Here is a 17,065-nt window from a genome sequence, read left to right on the forward strand (position 1 = left end):
AAAAAGAGCGGCACCAGCGGCGCCGCTCTTGCGTGAGATATATCGCCGCTGCCGCTTACGCAGCGCGGACGTTGGTCAGGAATCTTCCGACCTCGGTCTTGAGCCGGTTCGAATCGTTCGAGAGCATCTGGGCCGCCGACAACACCTGCGAGGAAGCCGTGCCGGTCTCGGTCGCGCCGCGCTGCACGTCCGTGATGTTGGAAGAGACCTGCTGTGTGCCGTGGGCCGCCTGCTGCACGTTGCGGGCGATTTCCTGAGTCGCAGCACCCTGCTCCTCCACCGCGGCCGCGATGGCCGAGGAGATTTCCGAAAGCCGCTCGATGGTCGAGGAGATCTCCTTGATCGCGCCGACCGAGTCGTTGGTCGCCGCCTGGATGCCGGAGATCTGCTGGCCGATCTCGCCGGTCGCCTTTGCAGTCTGCTCGGCAAGCGCCTTCACCTCGGAGGCAACAACCGCGAAGCCGCGGCCGGCCTCACCGGCACGGGCCGCCTCGATGGTCGCGTTCAGCGCCAGGAGATTGGTCTGGCCGGCGATGGTGTTGATCAGCTCGACGACGTCCCCGATGCGCGATGCCGCCTTCGACAGCTCGCTGACGCGCTCGGTGGTCGCACGCGCCTGGCCGACGGCGTCGCCGGCCATCCGCGCCGATTCCTGTACCTGGCGGCTGATCTCGCCGACCGAGGAGGCCATCTCTTCGGTCGCCGAAGCCACCGACTGCACGTTGGTCGAAGCTTCCTCCGACGCGCCGGCAACGGTGGTCGCCAGCCGCTGCGAGCGGTCGGCAGTTGACGTCAGCGTCGAGGCGGAGGCCTCGAGCTGCGTGGAGGCCGACGACACGGTCTGGACGATCTCCCCGATCATGGTTTCGAATTCGCGGGTGATGTTGTCGACGCGGCGGCCACGCTCGATCTTGGCTTCAGCGTCCGCGGCCGCGGCTTCGTCGGCAGCCTTCTTGGCGATCAGCGCGTCCTTGAAGATCTGGAGTACGTCGGCCATGGCGCCGATCTCGGTCTTCTCGCCGCGATGCGGGACTTCGGCTGACAGCTCGCCCTTGCCGAGCGCCTGCATCGGCTCGATGATGGAGTTGATCCCGCTCGACACGTCTTGGACGAGGTAGAAGCCGACGCCGATGCCGATGACGACGGCAGCAGCGAGGATGATCGAGACCAGCATGAACGCGAAGGAATAACTGTCGGCTGCAGCCTGCGCAGCTTCGTCACCACCCCTCGTGTTGAGCTCGATATCCTTCGTAAGAACCTCATCCGCCGCGAGGCTGATCTTGTTGACCGTTTTGAAGTTCAGCTCCTGGGCTTCGTGCGGGACCTTGCCGGCCTCCTTGCGCGAGAGCGCCATCACCTCCTCGGTGCCCTTTTTATAGTCGTCCCAGAGCTTTGCCCACTGGCCGTACAGCGCCCGCTCCTCCGGCGAAGTGATCATCGTCTCGTAGCGGCTGCGGATCTTGGCAAGCGCCTCGATCACGGTCGCCGCCGTCTTTTCGACGGTGAGCTTGTCCTCCAGCGTCTCGGACAGCATGTGCTGGCGGACCACGTTGCGATAGGTGATGACGCTCGCCCGGAGTTCGCCCAGCACGCGCACACTCGGCATCCAGTTCGTGGTGATGTCGACGGTGTTGGCATTCATCGACCGCATCTTCGCGACGGCGAGCAGACCCATACCGGTCATGGCGAGCAGCAGGAACGCCAGGACACTGATGATCTTGGCGCGGATGGAAATCGAAGCGAGCATAATACGGTCTCTTTGTGTTGGCGCGATGTGCGTCCGAAAGGTTTTGCGAATCAACCAAAGGGAGCAGCACCGACATCCTGCACCAGAGCACCTGTGAAGATGTTAACTACGACTCCGTACGAGTACGAAGCCTCAAAGAAGTGAACAGGCAGCTAAGAACGCTCTGCGCTTAGCGCATGAGCCTAAGCGCGTCGGTGAAAAAGGCGGGGCCGCCGAAATTGCCTGATTTGAGGGCGAGCAACATGCCGCCTTTCTCAGCGCCAACCGCGCGCAGCACCGGAACCCCCGGGGCGATTTCTACCCCCACGAGAAATCCGGGAATCTTCAACCGGTCGACCACGGCGCCCGAGGTCTCGCCCCCCGCGACGACCAAACGGCGCACGCCGGCGCCCGCCAGGCCTTCGGCGATGTCCGCCATGGCCTGCTCGATCGCATGGCCGGCGGCATCGCGGCCGTGGCGCGCCTGAACGGCGGCGACAGCTTCAGGCGTCGCGCTCGAAGCGATCAGTACCGGACCGTCGGCAAGCCGCGGTCGCGCCCAAGCGAGCGCACGCTCGGTCTCGCTTGTGCCCGCGACAATTTGCTCCGGGTCGAGATGAAGAACCGGCATGGCGCGCTCGGCATTGGCGATCTGCTGAAGCGTCGCCTGCGAGCAGCTTCCGGCAAGGCAGGCCGCAGGTCCGCCAACGACGGCGCCCGCGTCACTGCTCGCCGAAGCCGGTTTGACCTTGCCCGTCGAGACCAGCGCCCGCGCCAGGCCGAGGCCGATGCCGGAGGCGCCGACCGACAGCCGATGCTCTGCGGCGACGAGGCTGATGGTCTCGAGATCGCGGTCGAACACGGCATCGATGACGGCCGCACCGATGCCCTTGCCCGCGAGTTCGGCGAGCCGTGCGCGCACGGCGTCCGCGCCGCGCGTGACGGTGGCGAGGTCGACGAGGCCCACTTGCGTCCGGCTCTGGCGCGTCAGCACGCGCACCAGGTTGGAATCGTGCATGGGATTGAGCGGATGGTCCTTCAGCGGGCTCTCGTTCAGCGGCACGGCGCCGACGAAGAGATTGCCCTGATAGACGGTGCGGCCGGTCTCGGGAAAGGCCGGCGTGACCAGCACGACGGCCTCGCCGCAATCCGCGCGCAGCGCGTCCATGACAGGGCCGATGTTACCGGCATCCGTGGAATCGAAGGTCGAGCAAATCTTGAACAGCACGTGACTCGCGCTGCGGCCGCGCAACCATTTTTCCGCTGCCCGCGAGCGCGACACCGCAAGGCCGGGCTCGATCGACCGGCTCTTCAGCGACACCACGACGGCATCAACTTCAGGCAGCGCAAGATCGTCGGCCGGCACGCCGATAGTCTGGACGGTACGCAGGCCCGCGCGGGTCAGCGTGTTCGCGAGATCGGAGGCGCCGGTGTAATCGTCGGCGATGCAGCCCAGGGCAAGAGTCACGGTTTCACTCCCGCATAGGGCTTGAACCAGGCAAGACCATCATTGGTCTTGCCGCGCGGATTGTATTCGCAGCCGACGAAGCCGGCATAGCCGAGCCGGTCGAGTTCGTCGAACAGGAACGGATAGTTCAGCTCCTCGCCATCGGGCTCGTTGCGCGAAGGAATGCTGGCGATCTGGACATGGCCGATGATCGGCATCATCTCGCGCAGTCGCATGGTGACGTCGCCGTGGATGATCTGGCAATGATAGATGTCGAACTGGAGCTTCAGGTTCGGAAGCCGCAACTCCTGGATCAGGTCGCGGGCGAAGCCGAAATCGTTGAGGAAGTAGCCGGGCACGTTGCGCGCGTTGATCGGCTCAATCACCACGTCGATCCCGTGCGGCGCGAAGAATTCCGCGGTCCAGGCCACCGACTTGTAGAACGCCTCGATCGCGAGGCGCTCACCGCGATTGGCGATTCCGGCCATCAAATGCAGGCGCTTGACGCCGGTCACCTTGGCATAGGGCAGCGCCGTATCCAGGCTCGCCTTGAGATCGGAGAAGCGCGAAGGCAGCGCAGCAAAACCCTTCTCCCCGGCATTCCAGTCGCCCGGCGGCAAATTGAACAGGGCCTGGGTGAGGCCATTGCGCTGGAGCCGCTCGCCGACGGCTTCCACCGGATGCTCGTAGGGGAAGAGAAATTCGACCGCGGTGAATCCGGCTTGGGCAGCGGCATCGAAGCGATCGAGGAACGGCACCTCGGTGAACATCATCGAGAGGTTGGCGGCGAAACGGGGCATTGCGGATCCTCTCCTACTTGTCGCCGGGAAGCTTGACGCCGGTGACCTGCGCATACATCCGCGCCACCGACGCATCGTCGTCGCGGCCCATGCCGGCGGCTGACGTCATCAGGAACATCTGGAGCGCTGCCGCAGAGACCGGCACCGGGAATCGAGCGCTGCGCGCCATGTCCTGGATGATGCCGAGGTCCTTGACGAAGATCTCCACTGCGCTGCGGGGCGTGTAGTCGCCGTCGAGCACGTGCGGCATGCGGTTCTCGAACATCCAGGAATTGCCGGCGGACGCCGTGATCACCTCATAGACCTTGCGGATGTCGAGGCCCTGCTTGGCCGCGAACGCCATCGCCTCGCTGGCGGCGGCGATGTGCACGCCGGCCAGCAATTGGTTGATCATCTTGAAGGCGGCGCCCTGCCCGGCCGCATCGCCGAGCTCGTAGAGCTTCGCCGCCATGGCATCGAGCGCGGGCCGCGCCTTTGCAAAAGCAGCCGGGCTGCCGGACGCGAGGATCGTCAGCTCGCCTTGGGCCGCCCGCTGCGCCCCGCCGGAGATCGGCGCATCGAGGTAATGCCTGCCGGTCGTTTCCAACTGTTTCGCCAGGCGCCGGGCCACGTCGGGATCCATGGTGGCGGATGAGATGAAGACACCGTCCTTCGGAAAGGTCTCCGCGACACCGTCTTTCCCGAACAGGATCGCTTCGGTCTGGGCGGCATTGACGACGACGCTGACGACGATGTCGGCATCCTTTGAGGCTTCGGCCGGCGTCTTCGCGCCGGCGCCGCCTTCCTTCACGAAACGCGCCACAGCGTCCGCCGAAACGTCACAGCCGGTGACGGAATGGCCGGCGCGCTTCAGCGATGTCGCCATGCCATATCCCATCGAGCCAAGCCCGATGACGGCGATGCGCTGGTTTTGTGAGGTGGAGGCGGACATGCAACTAACCCTTGCGAACGTTTCCTGGACGGCCGGCCTTTGCGGCGGCTCGCGATCTCGAATAACACGGCTTGGCCGCGCTGCCAAAGCGTGAGACAAGCGGACATGACGGCCATGAAAATCGAAACGAGCAACGAGACAAGGCTGCGCGAGGATATCTGCCGGTTCGGACGGTCCCTGTTCGAGCGCGGGCTGACGCCGGGCTCCTCCGGCAATATCAGCGTCAGGCTGGATGGCGGTGGCTGGCTGGTGACGCCGACCAACGCCTCGCTCGGTTTCCTCGATCCCGCAAAATTATCGCGGCTGGACGAACAGGGCCGGCTGATGTCGGGCGATGCGCCGACCAAGGAAGTTCCGCTGCATACCGCACTCTACGATACGCGCGGAAGCGCGAGGGCGATCGTGCATCTCCATTCGACGCATTCAGTCGCGCTCTCGATGCTGCCCGAGATCGACCCGCGCGCGGCGCTGCCGCCGATGACGGCCTATTACCTGATGAAATGCGGCGCGACTGCACTCGTGCCCTATTACCGCCCTGGCGACCCCGCGGTTGCGGACGCGATCAAGGGATTTGCAGGGAGATATTCATCCGTGCTGCTCGCCAATCACGGCCCTGTCGTCGCCGGCGACACGCTGGAAGCGGCGGTGTTCGCGACGGAAGAGCTGGAGGAGACGGCGAAGCTGTATCTGCTGCTGCGCGGGATGAACCCACGCTATCTTTCGCCGGAGCAGGTGAAGGATCTGGTGAAGGTGTTCGGGCTGACGCTGCCGGAGCATGGGCACGGGCATTGAGCATTGAGCCGCAAACTCCGTCGTCATCCTAAGGTGCGAGGCATGGGACGCGACGCGTCCCATGGGGAGCCTCGAAGCATGGGCTACAGGCGCTTGCGGCTCATCCTTCGAGGCGCGCAAGAGCGCGCACCTCAGGATGACGGCAGCGCTCGCGGAGACAGCTGTAGCGGCTACAGCCCCAGATACGCCTTCCTTACATCTGGATTGCCCTTGATCTCCGCGGCCGGGCCCTGCATCAGCACGCGGCCGGTTTGCAGGATGTAGGCGCGATCGGCGATCTCGAGGCACTCGGCCATGCGCTGCTCGACGATCAGCACGGTCATGCCGGAGTCGCGGATCAGCTTCACCGCCTGGAAGATCTCGTCGACGAGTTTGGGCATGATGCCCTGCGAGGGCTCGTCGAGCATCAGGAGCCGCGGGCGCGTCATCAGCGCGCGGCCGATCGCGAGCATCTGCTGCTCGCCGCCGGAGAGCGTCTCGGCGCGCTGATCGAGCCGCTCGGACAGACGCGGGAACAGCTTGAAGACGAGCTCCAGCGGTCCCTCGCGATCGGCCTCGCCGCGATAGAGATAGCTGCCGAGGCGCAGATTGTCGCGCACCGAGAGGCGCGGAAACAGGCGGCGGTTCTCCGGCACATAGGCGATGCCCGCCGCCGTGATGTGGTGCTGCGCCATGCCGTTGAGCCGCTTGCCGTCGAAGGTCACGGTACCCGAGCGCGGACGCTCGGCGCCGGCGATCGACTTCAGCAGCGTCGACTTGCCGGCACCGTTGGCACCGGCGACACAGACGATCTCGCCCTTGGTGACTTCGATGCTGACCGCGGAGATCGCGACCAGGCCCTGATAGGCGGTCGTGATTTCATGCACTGACAGCATGACGATCTCCCAGATATGCCTTGATCACCTTGGGATCGCGGACGACCTCCGTGGGCTTGCCCTCGACGAGCACCTTGCCGAGGTCGAGCACGATGGCGCGATCGACCAGCGGCATCACGATCTCCATGACGTGTTCGACCATCAGCACGGTGATGCCGGCATCGCGCACCTTGCGCACCAGCGCCACGCCGGTCTGCGCCTCGGTCGGCGTCAGGCCGGTGAGGACTTCGTCGAGCAGCAGCAATTTCGGTTCGGTCGCGAGCGCTCGGGCGACCTCGAGGCGGCGCTTCTCGGCCGGAACGAGATCGCTTGCAAGCACGTCGGCGCGCGCGGCGAGGCCAGTGAACTCGAGCACCTCGTACGCCTTGCGGCGCGCCTCGCGCATCACGGTGTTGCGCACGAGTGCGCCGACGATGACGTTGTCGATGACGGTCATGGTCTCGAAGCTCTTGACCACCTGGAAGGTGCGCCCCACCCCGCGCTGGCAACGCTCGGCCGCCGGCATGTGGGTGACATCCTCGCCGTCGAACCAGATCGAGCCTTGCGTCGGCGGCAGGACGCCGGCGATGAGATTGAACAGCGTCGATTTGCCGGCGCCGTTCGGGCCGATCAGCCCGACGATCTCGCCGCGACCGACCGAGATCGAGACATCGCTATTGGCGATAAGGCCGCCGAAGCGCTGCCAGACGCCGCGGGTTTCAAGGAGCGCGGTCATCGTGTGGCTCCCTTGGCTTTAAAGCGGGAGAACAAGCTGACCAACCCTTGCGGCAAGGCCAGCGCGATCAAGACGATCAGCGTGCCGTAGACGATCAGATCGACGCCGCGCCCGGAACCGCCGATAAAGGAGCGCGTCAGCTCGGTCATCGGGATCAGGATGACTGCCCCTAGCACCGGCCCCCAGAGGGTGCCGATGCCGCCGAGCACGGCCGGCAGCGCCATCAGAAGCGAGAACTGGAAGCCCATCACGCTCTCGGGATCGATATAGGCGAGGAACTGCGCATAGAAGGCACCGCCGATGGCGACGAGAAAGGCTGAAACCGCGGCCGCGCCCATCTTGGAATTGAACACGACGACGCCGAGGCTCTCGGCCGCCTCCGGATTGTCCTTCACCGCGCGCCACCAGAAACCCCATTTGGAGTCTTCCAGCCACCAGGTGACGAACCAGGCGAGGCAGCACAGCGCCAGCGCGAAATAGAAGTACGGCAGCTTGCTGCGCAGGAACTGGAATTTCAACCAGCTATCGCCGCGCACGGGAATGGTGATGCCCATCGCTGCCCCCGCCCACTCCCAGTTCTGGAACAGCAGCAAGCCGATCTCCGCAATGACGATGGTCGCAATGACGAAGTAATGGCCGCGCAGGCGGAAGAAGGGGTAGCCGAGCCCCATCGCGATGACGGCCGCGATCATGCCGCCGGCGAGCATGCCGAACCAGGGCAACACGCCGAACTTGGTGAACAGGAGCTCGGTGGTGTAGGCGCCGATGCCGAAATAGAGCGCATGTCCGAGCGAGATCTGCCCGCAATAGCCGGAGAGGATGTTCCAGCTCTGCGACAGCGCCGCATACATCAGGGTCAGGATCAGGATGTTCTGGACGTAGACGTCCTTGACGAACAGCGGCGCGAGGGCGGCCAGCGCAGCCAGCACCGCGGCGATGACGAGATCGCGGCGACGCCGCGCGGCAAAATTGTTGTCCATCACATCGACCCGAACAGGCCACGCGGCCGGATGAAGACGACGAGCAGATAAACGGCATAAATGCCGACCGACTTCAGCGAAGGTGGCAGCATCAAAGCGGTCATCGCCTCGACGAGGCCGACGATGATGCCGCCTGCGAAGGCCCCGAACACGCTACCGAAGCCGCCGAGCGCTACCGTGACATAGGCGATCAGCGCAAAGGACGCACCGACATCGGGATAGATATAGAAGAACACCGCCATGATCGCGCCAGCGAGACCGACCAGCCCGGCGCCAAGGCCCCAGCCGAACGCGAACACGCGGTTCTTGTCGATGCCGACCAGCGCGACTGCGCCGGGATCTTCACGCGTGGCCTCCAGCGCACGGCCGAAATCGGTGCGGTGGATGAAGAAATAGAGCCCGGCGAAGGCTGCGATGGAGACCAGCGCACCGACCAGCTGCGGCTCCGGCAGGAAGATTCCGGCGAACGAGATGGTTTTGCCACCGAGCCAGGACTGCGGGATGCTGCGATAATCCGGCGTGAAGAAGAACTGCGCCAGGCCGCGCAAGACGATGGCGAGGCCGAACGTGGTGAAGATCTGCACCATGCCGGCATTGGTCTTGGCCCGCATGGCAAAGCGTACGATCAGGAGATAGATCACCGCTCCGAATACGAACATCGCCGCAGCGACCAGCGGCGCCGAGAGCAAGGGGTCGATGGCGAAGAACGTGAACAGGAAGAACGACACGTACATCGCGATCATCAGGAACTCGCCATGGGCGAAGTTCGTGACGTCCATCAGGCCGAAGATCAGCGCAAGGCCGACCGCGATCAGCCCGTAGAGCAGCCCCATGAGGAGGCCGCTCGCGAGACTTTGGATAATGGCTTGGGCTGTCAATTCTGGTCCCCCGTTCGAAACGCCACGACAGGTTTCGTCATTGCGAGCGCAGCGAAGCAATCCAGAAATGTTTCCAGGGAAGCAGTCTGGATTGCTTCGTCGCCAGCGCAAAATTGCTGCGCAATTTTGTCGCGGGCTCCTCGCAATGACGATGTGGGAGCAGCTTGCTTCCCACAGCGCCAACCTTACTTCATCGGCCAGATCGCTTCCGCGATTGCCGCCTGCGGCGGGAAGATGGTGACGAACTTGCCGCCGACATATTGCAGCAGCACCGGGTCGGCGTCGTTGTTCTGGCCCATCTCGTCGAACTTGACGCGCTTCCAGGGCATGATGGTCTGCTCGCCCGGGATGTGGGTGGCGGCAAGGGCGTCGCGGATCTTCTCGCCGTCGGTCGACTTGGCACGGTTGATGGCGTCGGCGAGGATGATCAGGCCCATGAACTGGCGCGAGGTGAGGTCGTTGAAATCCTTGCCCGAGCGCGCCTTGAACATGTCGTTGATCTTGCCGACCATCGGGCGCTTCTGAGCAAGGTCGAGCGAGAAGGTGCCGCGCGAGATCACGCCTTCGAGCTTGTCGCCGACCGCGTCATAGAGCGCCTTCTCGGAGAAGCCGGCATCCTGTGCCACGATCGCATTCGGCTTGTAGCCGAGCTCGGCCATGGTCTTGACCAGCAAAATGCCGTCGGTGGTGTAGCTCGAGGGCATCAGCACGTCCGCGTTGGCCGTCTTGAGCTGCTGCACCTCGGCCGAGAGCGAGGGCGAATTGGCGCGATACTTGATGTCGGTGACGATCTTGTAGCCGCGTTCGCTGGCGATCTTGGTCTGGGCATTGGCGGAATCGGTGCCGAAGATCGTATCCTCGTGGAACAGCGACAGCGTCTCGATCTTGGTGCCCTTCTTCTTCATCGCATCGAAGAAGTCGAACATCGCCGCCGAGTACATCTCGTCATGCGGGGCGGCACGGAAGTAATATTTCAGGCCGCGGCGATGCAGGCTGGGCGAGGAATTGTCGGCGGATACGAACGGGACCTGGTAGCGCTCGCAGATCTGGCTGACGGTGACGGCGACCGCGCTCTGATAAGTGCCGATGATGGCGCAGACCTTCTCCTGCGTGATCAGGCGCTCGGCTTCGGCGCGGCCCTTCTGCGGATCGGCCTGGTGGTCGGCGAAGACAAGACGGATCTTCGCGCCGCCGAGCCCGGGCAGGCCCTCGCCCTTCGCTAGCGGCAGGTCGAAATCGGTGCTCTTGTTGATGACCTCAAGCGCGGTCTCGTAGGCCTTCTGCGCGTCGACGCCCTGCTGGGCGCTGCCGCCGGAGAACGGATAGATTACGCCGATCACGACTTCGGACGTCTGGGCCCGCGCCGCGAGCGGCACCAGCGCGGCAGTGGCGGTAGCTCCCAACAGCACGTCGCGGCGAGTGATTGTCATGGCAAAGTCCCCTGTTCCTGAATTTCGACTGATCGAATGAAGCGATTGACGGATGCGGTAAAGCCCGAAGAAGCAGCAGAGGCTGCCCACTAAATCACGGCCATGGCCCTGTTCTTGAGATCCGTCACCAGCATCAGGCCGGGCGAATGCGTGATCGCGAACGGAAGTTTTGCGGCATTGATCACCGATTGCGGCGTCACGCCGCAGGCCCAGAACACCGGGATCTCGTCATCGCCGACAGGCACGGGATCACCATAGTCGGGCTTGGCGATGTCCTTGATGCCGATCAGATGCGGATGACCGAGATGCACGGGAGCGCCGTGCACGGCCGGATAGCGCGAGGTGATCTGCACCGCGCGGATCGCATCGGCAGGCTTGAACGGGCGCATCGAAACCACCATCGGTCCCGCGAACGGACCTGACACGCCGCAGGCGATGTTGGTGCGGTACATCGGCACGCGCACGTTCTGCTCGATGTGGCGGATTGGCATGCCCTCGTCGAGCAGCGCTTCTTCAAACGAGAACGAGCAGCCGAGCACGAAGGTCACGAGATCGTCGCGCCAGTGACTGGTGATGTCGGTCGGCTCGTCGACGACTTCGCCATCGCGCCAGACCCGGTAGCGCGGCACATCGGTGCGAATGTCGAGATCGGCGCCGAGCGCGGGAATGTGCGGGCTGCCGACATCGGACATGCCGATGATCGGGCACGGTTTCGGATTGAGCTGGCAGAAGCGGTGAAAGGCGCTGGCATATTCCGCCGGCAGGATCGCCAGATTGCCCTGGACGAAGCCGGGGGCGACACCGGCGGTCGAGCCGACCTGGCCGCCGCGATAGGCGAGCCGCGCCTTTCGGCTGGGGAGCGTGTCGGGCGTTTCAGTTTGCTGCGCTGCCACCAAAACAGTCATGCGATCGACCTGCCTATAAACTCGACAAAGACAGCCAACACCAAGCGTGCTATAAAGTCTAATCTTCCTTTTTAATCGATATCGATAAATCTATTTTATCGATCGGGAATATCCTTCCAATGCTGGACTTCAGATCGATCGAAACCTTCCTCTGGGTCGTGAAGCTCGGCAGCTTCCGCGGCGCCGCGGCACGGCTCAATACGACCCAGCCGGCGATCTCCCAGCGCATCGCCCAGCTCGAACGCGAGATGGGCGTGAAGCTGCTGAACCGCGATCATCGCGTGGCTTCGCCCACCCCGAGCGGACGTCAGATGATGGTCTATGCGGAAAAACTGATCGGCCTTCGCGCCGCGATGATGGCGGAGATCGGCGACCGTTCGGCGATGCGCGGCGTGATGCGGCTCGGCGTTGCCGAAACCATCGTGCACACCTGGCTGCCGCGGCTGGTGAAGAGTGTGAACGAGGTCTACCCGAACCTGTCGCTGGAGATCGAGGTCGACATCACGCCGAACCTCACCGCGCGGCTGCTTGCGCAGGAGATCGAGCTGGCCTTCGTGGTCGGGCCGCTATCGGCCTCCGGCGTGCATAACCGCGTGCTCGCCGATTATCCGATCGGCTTTCTCGCGAGCCCGTCACTCGGACTCGGCGACGGTCCGGTAACACCGTCCGATCTCGCGCGGTTTCCGATCATCACCTTTCCGCGCAAGACCAAGCCTTACGAGGTCGTGCGCGAGGTGTTCGACCGGCCGGAGCTGCCGCCGATCCGCCTGCATGCGTCCGCTTCGCTGGCCACCGTCATCCACATGGCGGTCGAGGGGCTCGGCATTGCCGTGATACCCGATGCCATCGTCGAGAACGAGCTCGCCGACGGGCGGCTGCAGCTGCTCGACACCGATCTTGCCATCGCGCCGCTGACCTTCACCGCGAGCTGGCTCGCCTCGCCTGACGTCGTCGCGGTGGAGCGCGTCGCCGAGCTTGCACGGCAAATTGCGCAGAGCAGCCTCGCGGTTGACGCGGCCGCAGCGGCGCGTCATTGAGAAAGGCGCCGGACAAAAGAGAGAACGACCGCATGAGCCGAGCCGCCACCAACCTGCAAATCGATTCCGCCCGCCTCTGGGGATCCATCCACGAGACCGCGCAGTTCGGGGGGACGGCCAAGGGTGGCGTCAGGCGGCTGACGCTCAGCAGCGAAGACAAGCAGGTTCGTGACTGGTTCCGAAAAGCCTGTGAGGACGCGGGGCTTGAAGTGCATGTCGATGCGCTCGGCTCGCAGTTCGGATTGCGCAAGGGCCGCGACATGTCGAAGCTGCCAGTCGGCATCGGTTCGCACCTCGATACCCAGCCGACCGGCGGCAAGTACGACGGCATTCTGGGAACGCTTGGCGCGCTGGAAGTGATCCGCACGCTCAATGACGCCGGCATCGAGACCGAGGCGCCGATCTGCGTCGTCAACTGGACCAACGAGGAAGGCTCGCGCTTCGCACCCGCGATGATGGCCTCCGCCGCTTACGTCGGCGACTTCACCACCAACGACATCCTGTCGCGCAAGGACATCGAGGGCACGACCGTCGGCCAGGCGCTCGATGCCATCGGCTATCGCGGCGACAAGCCGGTCGGCTTCCAGAAGCTCGGCTGCTTCGTCGAGCTGCACATCGAGCAAGGCCCGATCCTGGAGGCCGAGGGCAAGACCATCGGCGTGGTCGATTCCGGCCAAGGCGTGCTCTGGTACGACGGCAAGATTTCCGGCTTCGAAAGCCATGCGGGCTCGACACCAATGCCGCTGCGGCGCGATGCGCTGGCGACGCTCTCCGAGATCGTGCTGGCGATGGAGGCGATCGCGAGGAAGCACGGGCCGAACGCGGTCGGCACCATCGGCGAGGCCGTGATCGCGAATCCCTCCCGCAACGTCATTCCCGGCGAGATCGCCTTCACCATGGATTGCCGCAGCGCGGATGGCGCCATCATGGATGCGCTCGACCGCGACCTGCGCGCCGCGATTGCCGAGATCGCCGCGCGCCGCAAGGTCGATGTCAAGATTGATCTCGTCTGGCGCAAGCCGCCGACGCATTTCGATCCGAAGCTGATTGCAGCGGTCGAGAACGCGGCCAAGACGCTTGGCTATTCCTCCCGCCGCATCACCTCCGGCGCCGGCCACGACGCCTGCAATCTCAATACCGTCATGCCGGCTGCGATGGTGTTCGTGCCGTGCAAGGACGGCATCAGCCACAACGAGCTGGAAGATGCCACGCAGGGCGACTGCGCCGCGGGCACCAACGTGCTGATGCACACCGTGCTGGCAATCGCCGGCGTCGCGTCCTGATCGGAGACAGACATGCGCGGAGTTTTCGTCGACGCCAACGAAGCCTTGGCCGTGATCATGGAGCGGCTGCAGAAGCCTGACGATCCCAAAGTTCGGATCCACCGGAATCCCGATATCAAGCCCGAGCAATATCCTGAAATCCTCGACGGCGCCGAGATCGCGATCGTCGATCACACGGCGCTTCCGACCGACATCGCCAGGAAGTGCACAGGCCTGAAGCACGTCGTGTTCCTCGGCACCGGCGCGCGCAGCTACATGAACCCGGAGGAGCTCGCGGAACTCGGCATCTCCGTGCATCTGATCAAGGGTTACGGCGACACCGCGGTGGCGGAAGCAGCGATTGCGCTGATGTGGGCCTCGGCGCGCGTCATCGCGATGATGGACCGCGAGATGCGCGCCGGAAACTGGCTGCGCGAGGATGGCATGCAGCTCACCGGCAAGACGCTCGGCTTGATCGGTTTCGGCGGTATCGCTGCCGAGGTCGCGCGCATTGCCTCCGGCAGCGGCATGAAGGTGATCGCCTGGAACCGCTCGCCGAAGAGCCATCCTGGCGTCGAATTCACCGACCTCGACACGTTGCTGGCACGGAGCGACGTGGTGTCGCTGCATCTTCTGCTCAACGACGAGACCCGCGGCATGATCACGCGCGAGACGATCGCCAAGATGAAGCCGGGCGTCGTCCTCATCAACACCGCGCGCGGCGCGATCGTCGATGAACAGGCAATGATCGATGCGCTGAAGTCGGGTCATATCCGCCACGCCGGCCTCGATGTATTCAACATCGAGCCGTTGCCAGCTGACCATCCGCTGACGAAGATCCCGAACGTGACGCTGTCGGCTCATTCGGCATTCCGCACGCCGGAGGCGAGCGAAAATCTGATTGAAGCAGCATGGGTCCATTGCCGCCGGATCGTGCAAGGATAAGAGCAACAACAATGGCCGACTATCGCACCATCAAGGCAGAACCGCTCACCAATGCCATCCGCGCCATCGTCAAGGCTGGCGGCTCCTCGGACCGCGAAGCCGAGCTGGTGTCCACCAATCTCGTCGAGGCCAATCTCAAGGGACATGACTCCCACGGCGTCGGCATGATCCCGCGTTATGTGCAGAGCGTCGTCAACGGCGGCCTTGCGGTGAACCAGCACGTCAAGATCGTGCTCGATACCGGTCCGCTCCTCACTCTGGACGGCCTCACCGGCTACGGCCAGGTGATCGGCCATGAAGCGATGGAGCTGGCGGCTGACCGCGCCAAGCGCAACGGCGTGTGCCTCGTCGGCCTCTCCAACGCGCACCATATCGGCCGCATCGGGCATTGGGCCGAGCAGTGCATCGACCACGGGCTGGTCTCGATCCACTTCGTCAACGTGATCTCGCGCCCGATCGTGGCGCCCTGGGGCGGCAGCGATGCGCGCCACGGCACCAACCCGTTCTGCGTCGGGATCCCGCGCGCGGGCAAGGAGCCGATCGTGCTCGACTTCGCAACCAGCAGGATCGCGCAAGGCAAGACGCGCGTTGCTCACAACAAGGGCGTTGAGCTCGAGCCCGGGACCATCATCGACAACGAGGGCAAGCCCACCACCAATCCGCGCTACACCGTGATCCCGCCGCATGGCGCCATCCTGCCGTTCGGCGAGCACAAGGGCTCGGGGCTCGCGCTGGTATGCGAAATCCTCGGCGGCGCGCTCTCCGGCGGGCAGGTGGTCAAGGGTCCGTCCGACGGCAAGTACAACGTCCTCAACGGCATGCTCTCGATCGTCATCGATCCGACCAAGCTCGGTACCGCTGAAAACCTCGCACGCGAAGTCGAGAGCTTCGTCGCCTGGCACACCGGCTCGCCACCCGCCCCGGGCGTCGACAAGGTGAAGATCGCGGGCGAACCCGAGCGCGAAACCAAGAAGAAGCGTCTTGCCGAAGGCATTCCGGTCGATCCCACCACGTGGCAGGAGATCCTCGAGGCCGGCAAGAAGTTCGGGCTGGATCAGGCGGCGATCGAGAAGATCGCTGGCTGAACAACAGCGCGGCAGATAACACGGCACCGTCCCGTAGACGGGACGGTGCCGTGTCTATTGGGTTACGTTAGTCGACCATGTCCGCCACCGCCTTGCCGCACGCCGTGGTGTCGGCATTGCCGCCGAGATCCTTGGTGCGCAGCGTGCGCTCGGCCAGCGTGCGTTCGATCGCCTCGACGATTGATTTGCCGGCGACCTTCTCCCCGAGATGCTCGAGCATCATCGCGCCCGACCAGATCGCACCGATCGGGTTGGCGATGCCCTGCCCCGCGATGTCAGGCGCCGAGCCGTGCACCGGCTCGAACACCGAGGGGAAATCGCCCTCGGGATTGATGTTGCCCGACGGCGCGATGCCGATCGTGCCCGTGCAGGCGGGTCCGAGGTCGGAGAGGATATCACCGAACAGGTTGGAGCCGACCACGACGTCGAACCAATCCGGATGCAGGACGAAATTCGCCGTCAGGATGTCGATGTGGTACTTGTCCCACTTCACGCCCGGAAACTTCTTGGCCATCGCCTCCACGCGCTCGTCCCAATAGGGCATGGTGATGGAGATGCCGTTCGACTTGGTCGCCGAGGTCAGATGCTTCTTCGGCCGCGACTGCGCGAGCTCGAAGGCGAACTTCAGGATGCGGTCGACGCCGATGCGGGTCATCACCGTCTGCTGCGTCACGAACTCGCGGTCAGTGTCGGGGAACATGCGGCCGCCGACGGAGGAATATTCGCCTTCGGTGTTCTCGCGCACCACCCAGAAGTCGATATCGCCGGGCTTGCGGTTCGCCAATGGCGACGGCACACCGGGCATCAAGCGCACGGGACGGAGGTTCACATACTGGTCGAACTCGCGGCGGAACTTGATCAGCGAGCCCCACAGCGAGACGTGATCCGGAATCTTTGCCGGCCAGCCGACCGCGCCGAAATAGATCGCGTCGTGCTTGCCGATCTTCTCTTTCCAGTCGTCCGGCATCATCTGGCCGTGCTTCTCGTAATAGTCCCACGACGAGAAGTCGAAATGATCGAAATGCAGGGACACGCCGTGCTTCTTGGCGGCTGCCTCCAGAACGCGCAGACCTTCGGGCATTACTTCCTTGCCGATGCCGTCGCCGGGAATGACTGCGATCCGGTATTGTTTCTTACTCATTAGGAGCGTCCCTGGTTGATCCGGCAGCTGCCGCGTTTGACCGCACTGCAATGGACCAAAGTCAGCGGCAGCGCAACGCTGCACTGCAATGTTGACCATGGCGCAGCCGAGCGCCT

Annotated in this window: 16 protein-coding genes; 5 read left to right on the forward strand and 11 right to left on the reverse strand. The window is 64.2% G+C overall.

Going from position 1 to position 17,065, the window contains the following annotated elements:
• Positions 1 to 55 precede the first annotated feature (55 nt).
• The 4 genes from X265_RS26195 to ltnD form a co-directional block, all read right to left on the reverse strand.
• Positions 56 to 1,747 carry a methyl-accepting chemotaxis protein gene (locus X265_RS26195; protein ID WP_128967443.1) on the reverse strand — a complete coding sequence of 564 codons (1,692 nt, stop codon included), beginning with the start codon at positions 1,745 to 1,747 and terminating at the stop codon, positions 56 to 58.
• A 169-nt stretch (positions 1,748 to 1,916) separates the two neighbouring features.
• On the reverse strand, positions 1,917 to 3,194 hold the full coding sequence (gene otnK, locus X265_RS26200; RefSeq protein WP_128967444.1) for a 3-oxo-tetronate kinase: 1,278 nt from the start codon (positions 3,192 to 3,194) through the stop codon (positions 1,917 to 1,919).
• Complete coding sequence (gene otnI / locus X265_RS26205) at positions 3,191 to 3,973, reverse strand: 2-oxo-tetronate isomerase (RefSeq protein ID WP_128967445.1); 783 nt, start codon at positions 3,971 to 3,973, stop codon at positions 3,191 to 3,193. Before otnI ends, otnK begins: the two co-directional genes overlap by 4 nt.
• A 13-nt stretch (positions 3,974 to 3,986) precedes the next feature.
• Positions 3,987 to 4,904, reverse strand: coding sequence for an L-threonate dehydrogenase (gene ltnD / locus X265_RS26210; RefSeq protein WP_128967446.1), 918 nt, complete (start codon positions 4,902 to 4,904; stop codon positions 3,987 to 3,989).
• A gap of 105 nt (positions 4,905 to 5,009) precedes the next feature.
• Between ltnD and otnC the strand changes: the two genes are divergently transcribed.
• Positions 5,010 to 5,696, forward strand: coding sequence for a 3-oxo-tetronate 4-phosphate decarboxylase (otnC, locus tag X265_RS26215; RefSeq protein WP_164938799.1), 687 nt, complete (start codon positions 5,010 to 5,012; stop codon positions 5,694 to 5,696).
• A 170-nt stretch (positions 5,697 to 5,866) separates the two neighbouring features.
• On the opposite strand, the gene X265_RS26220 is transcribed toward otnC, so the two are convergent.
• The 6 genes from X265_RS26220 to X265_RS26245 form a co-directional block, all read right to left on the reverse strand.
• Positions 5,867 to 6,571, reverse strand: coding sequence for an ABC transporter ATP-binding protein (locus X265_RS26220; RefSeq protein ID WP_128967448.1), 705 nt, complete (start codon positions 6,569 to 6,571; stop codon positions 5,867 to 5,869).
• A complete protein-coding gene (locus X265_RS26225) occupies positions 6,555 to 7,286 on the reverse strand; it encodes an ABC transporter ATP-binding protein (RefSeq protein WP_128967449.1) in 732 nt (243 codons plus the stop codon). The genes X265_RS26220 and X265_RS26225 overlap by 17 nt, the downstream gene beginning before the upstream one ends.
• The gene (locus X265_RS26230; RefSeq protein ID WP_128967450.1) at positions 7,283 to 8,266 is read right to left on the reverse strand and encodes a branched-chain amino acid ABC transporter permease; all 984 of its coding nucleotides are present in this window, start codon (positions 8,264 to 8,266) and stop codon (positions 7,283 to 7,285) included. The genes X265_RS26225 and X265_RS26230 overlap by 4 nt, the downstream gene beginning before the upstream one ends.
• Positions 8,266 to 9,099 (reverse strand): branched-chain amino acid ABC transporter permease, encoded by an 834-nt coding sequence (locus X265_RS26235; protein ID WP_244552668.1) that lies wholly within the window; start codon positions 9,097 to 9,099, stop codon positions 8,266 to 8,268. The genes X265_RS26230 and X265_RS26235 overlap by 1 nt, the downstream gene beginning before the upstream one ends.
• A gap of 230 nt (positions 9,100 to 9,329) precedes the next feature.
• Complete coding sequence (locus tag X265_RS26240) at positions 9,330 to 10,574, reverse strand: ABC transporter substrate-binding protein (protein ID WP_164938800.1); 1,245 nt, start codon at positions 10,572 to 10,574, stop codon at positions 9,330 to 9,332.
• An 89-nt stretch (positions 10,575 to 10,663) separates the two neighbouring features.
• Positions 10,664 to 11,479: a putative hydro-lyase gene (locus X265_RS26245; protein ID WP_128967452.1), complete on the reverse strand. Its 816-nt coding sequence runs from the start codon at positions 11,477 to 11,479 to the stop codon at positions 10,664 to 10,666.
• A gap of 119 nt (positions 11,480 to 11,598) precedes the next feature.
• On the opposite strand from X265_RS26245, the gene X265_RS26250 reads away from it, so the two are divergent.
• The 4 genes from X265_RS26250 to X265_RS26265 are packed head-to-tail and all read left to right on the forward strand — an operon-like array spanning position 11,599 to position 15,808.
• The gene (locus X265_RS26250; RefSeq protein WP_128967453.1) at positions 11,599 to 12,516 is read left to right on the forward strand and encodes a LysR family transcriptional regulator; all 918 of its coding nucleotides are present in this window, start codon (positions 11,599 to 11,601) and stop codon (positions 12,514 to 12,516) included.
• Positions 12,517 to 12,548: 32 nt separating this feature from the next.
• Positions 12,549 to 13,799, forward strand: a complete 1,251-nt coding sequence (locus tag X265_RS26255) for a Zn-dependent hydrolase (RefSeq protein ID WP_128967454.1) — start codon at positions 12,549 to 12,551, stop codon at positions 13,797 to 13,799.
• 12 nt (positions 13,800 to 13,811) lie between these two features.
• Entirely contained in the window at positions 13,812 to 14,723 is a 912-nt protein-coding gene (locus tag X265_RS26260) for an NAD(P)-dependent oxidoreductase (protein WP_128967455.1), read from the forward strand.
• An 11-nt stretch (positions 14,724 to 14,734) separates the two neighbouring features.
• A complete protein-coding gene (locus X265_RS26265) occupies positions 14,735 to 15,808 on the forward strand; it encodes a malate/lactate/ureidoglycolate dehydrogenase (protein ID WP_128967456.1) in 1,074 nt (357 codons plus the stop codon).
• Positions 15,809 to 15,875: 67 nt separating this feature from the next.
• On the opposite strand, the gene X265_RS26270 is transcribed toward X265_RS26265, so the two are convergent.
• Positions 15,876 to 16,949, reverse strand: a complete 1,074-nt coding sequence (locus tag X265_RS26270) for a tartrate dehydrogenase (RefSeq protein WP_128967457.1) — start codon at positions 16,947 to 16,949, stop codon at positions 15,876 to 15,878.
• Positions 16,950 to 17,065 lie beyond the last annotated feature (116 nt).

Source organism: Bradyrhizobium guangdongense (genome assembly GCF_004114975.1).
Classification (GTDB): Bacteria; Pseudomonadota; Alphaproteobacteria; order Rhizobiales; family Xanthobacteraceae; genus Bradyrhizobium; species Bradyrhizobium guangdongense.

Excerpts from the sequence above, each read along its gene's own strand:
- X265_RS26195 (WP_128967443.1), bottom strand. The coding sequence starts at position 1,747 with ATGCTCGCTTCGATTTCCATCCGCGCCAAGATCATCAGTGTCCTGGCG.
- otnI (WP_128967445.1), bottom strand. The coding sequence starts at position 3,973 with ATGCCCCGTTTCGCCGCCAACCTCTCGATGATGTTCACCGAGGTGCCG.
- ltnD (WP_128967446.1), bottom strand. The coding sequence starts at position 4,904 with ATGTCCGCCTCCACCTCACAAAACCAGCGCATCGCCGTCATCGGGCTT.
- otnC (WP_164938799.1), top strand. The coding sequence starts at position 5,010 with ATGACGGCCATGAAAATCGAAACGAGCAACGAGACAAGGCTGCGCGAG.
- X265_RS26220 (WP_128967448.1), bottom strand. The coding sequence starts at position 6,571 with ATGCTGTCAGTGCATGAAATCACGACCGCCTATCAGGGCCTGGTCGCG.
- X265_RS26225 (WP_128967449.1), bottom strand. The coding sequence starts at position 7,286 with ATGACCGCGCTCCTTGAAACCCGCGGCGTCTGGCAGCGCTTCGGCGGC.
- X265_RS26230 (WP_128967450.1), bottom strand. The coding sequence starts at position 8,266 with ATGGACAACAATTTTGCCGCGCGGCGTCGCCGCGATCTCGTCATCGCC.
- X265_RS26235 (WP_244552668.1), bottom strand. The coding sequence starts at position 9,099 with ATGGGGCTGCTCTACGGGCTGATCGCGGTCGGCCTTGCGCTGATCTTC.
- X265_RS26240 (WP_164938800.1), bottom strand. The coding sequence starts at position 10,574 with ATGACAATCACTCGCCGCGACGTGCTGTTGGGAGCTACCGCCACTGCC.
- X265_RS26245 (WP_128967452.1), bottom strand. The coding sequence starts at position 11,479 with ATGACTGTTTTGGTGGCAGCGCAGCAAACTGAAACGCCCGACACGCTC.
- X265_RS26250 (WP_128967453.1), top strand. The coding sequence starts at position 11,599 with ATGCTGGACTTCAGATCGATCGAAACCTTCCTCTGGGTCGTGAAGCTC.
- X265_RS26255 (WP_128967454.1), top strand. The coding sequence starts at position 12,549 with ATGAGCCGAGCCGCCACCAACCTGCAAATCGATTCCGCCCGCCTCTGG.
- X265_RS26260 (WP_128967455.1), top strand. The coding sequence starts at position 13,812 with ATGCGCGGAGTTTTCGTCGACGCCAACGAAGCCTTGGCCGTGATCATG.
- X265_RS26265 (WP_128967456.1), top strand. The coding sequence starts at position 14,735 with ATGGCCGACTATCGCACCATCAAGGCAGAACCGCTCACCAATGCCATC.
- X265_RS26270 (WP_128967457.1), bottom strand. The coding sequence starts at position 16,949 with ATGAGTAAGAAACAATACCGGATCGCAGTCATTCCCGGCGACGGCATC.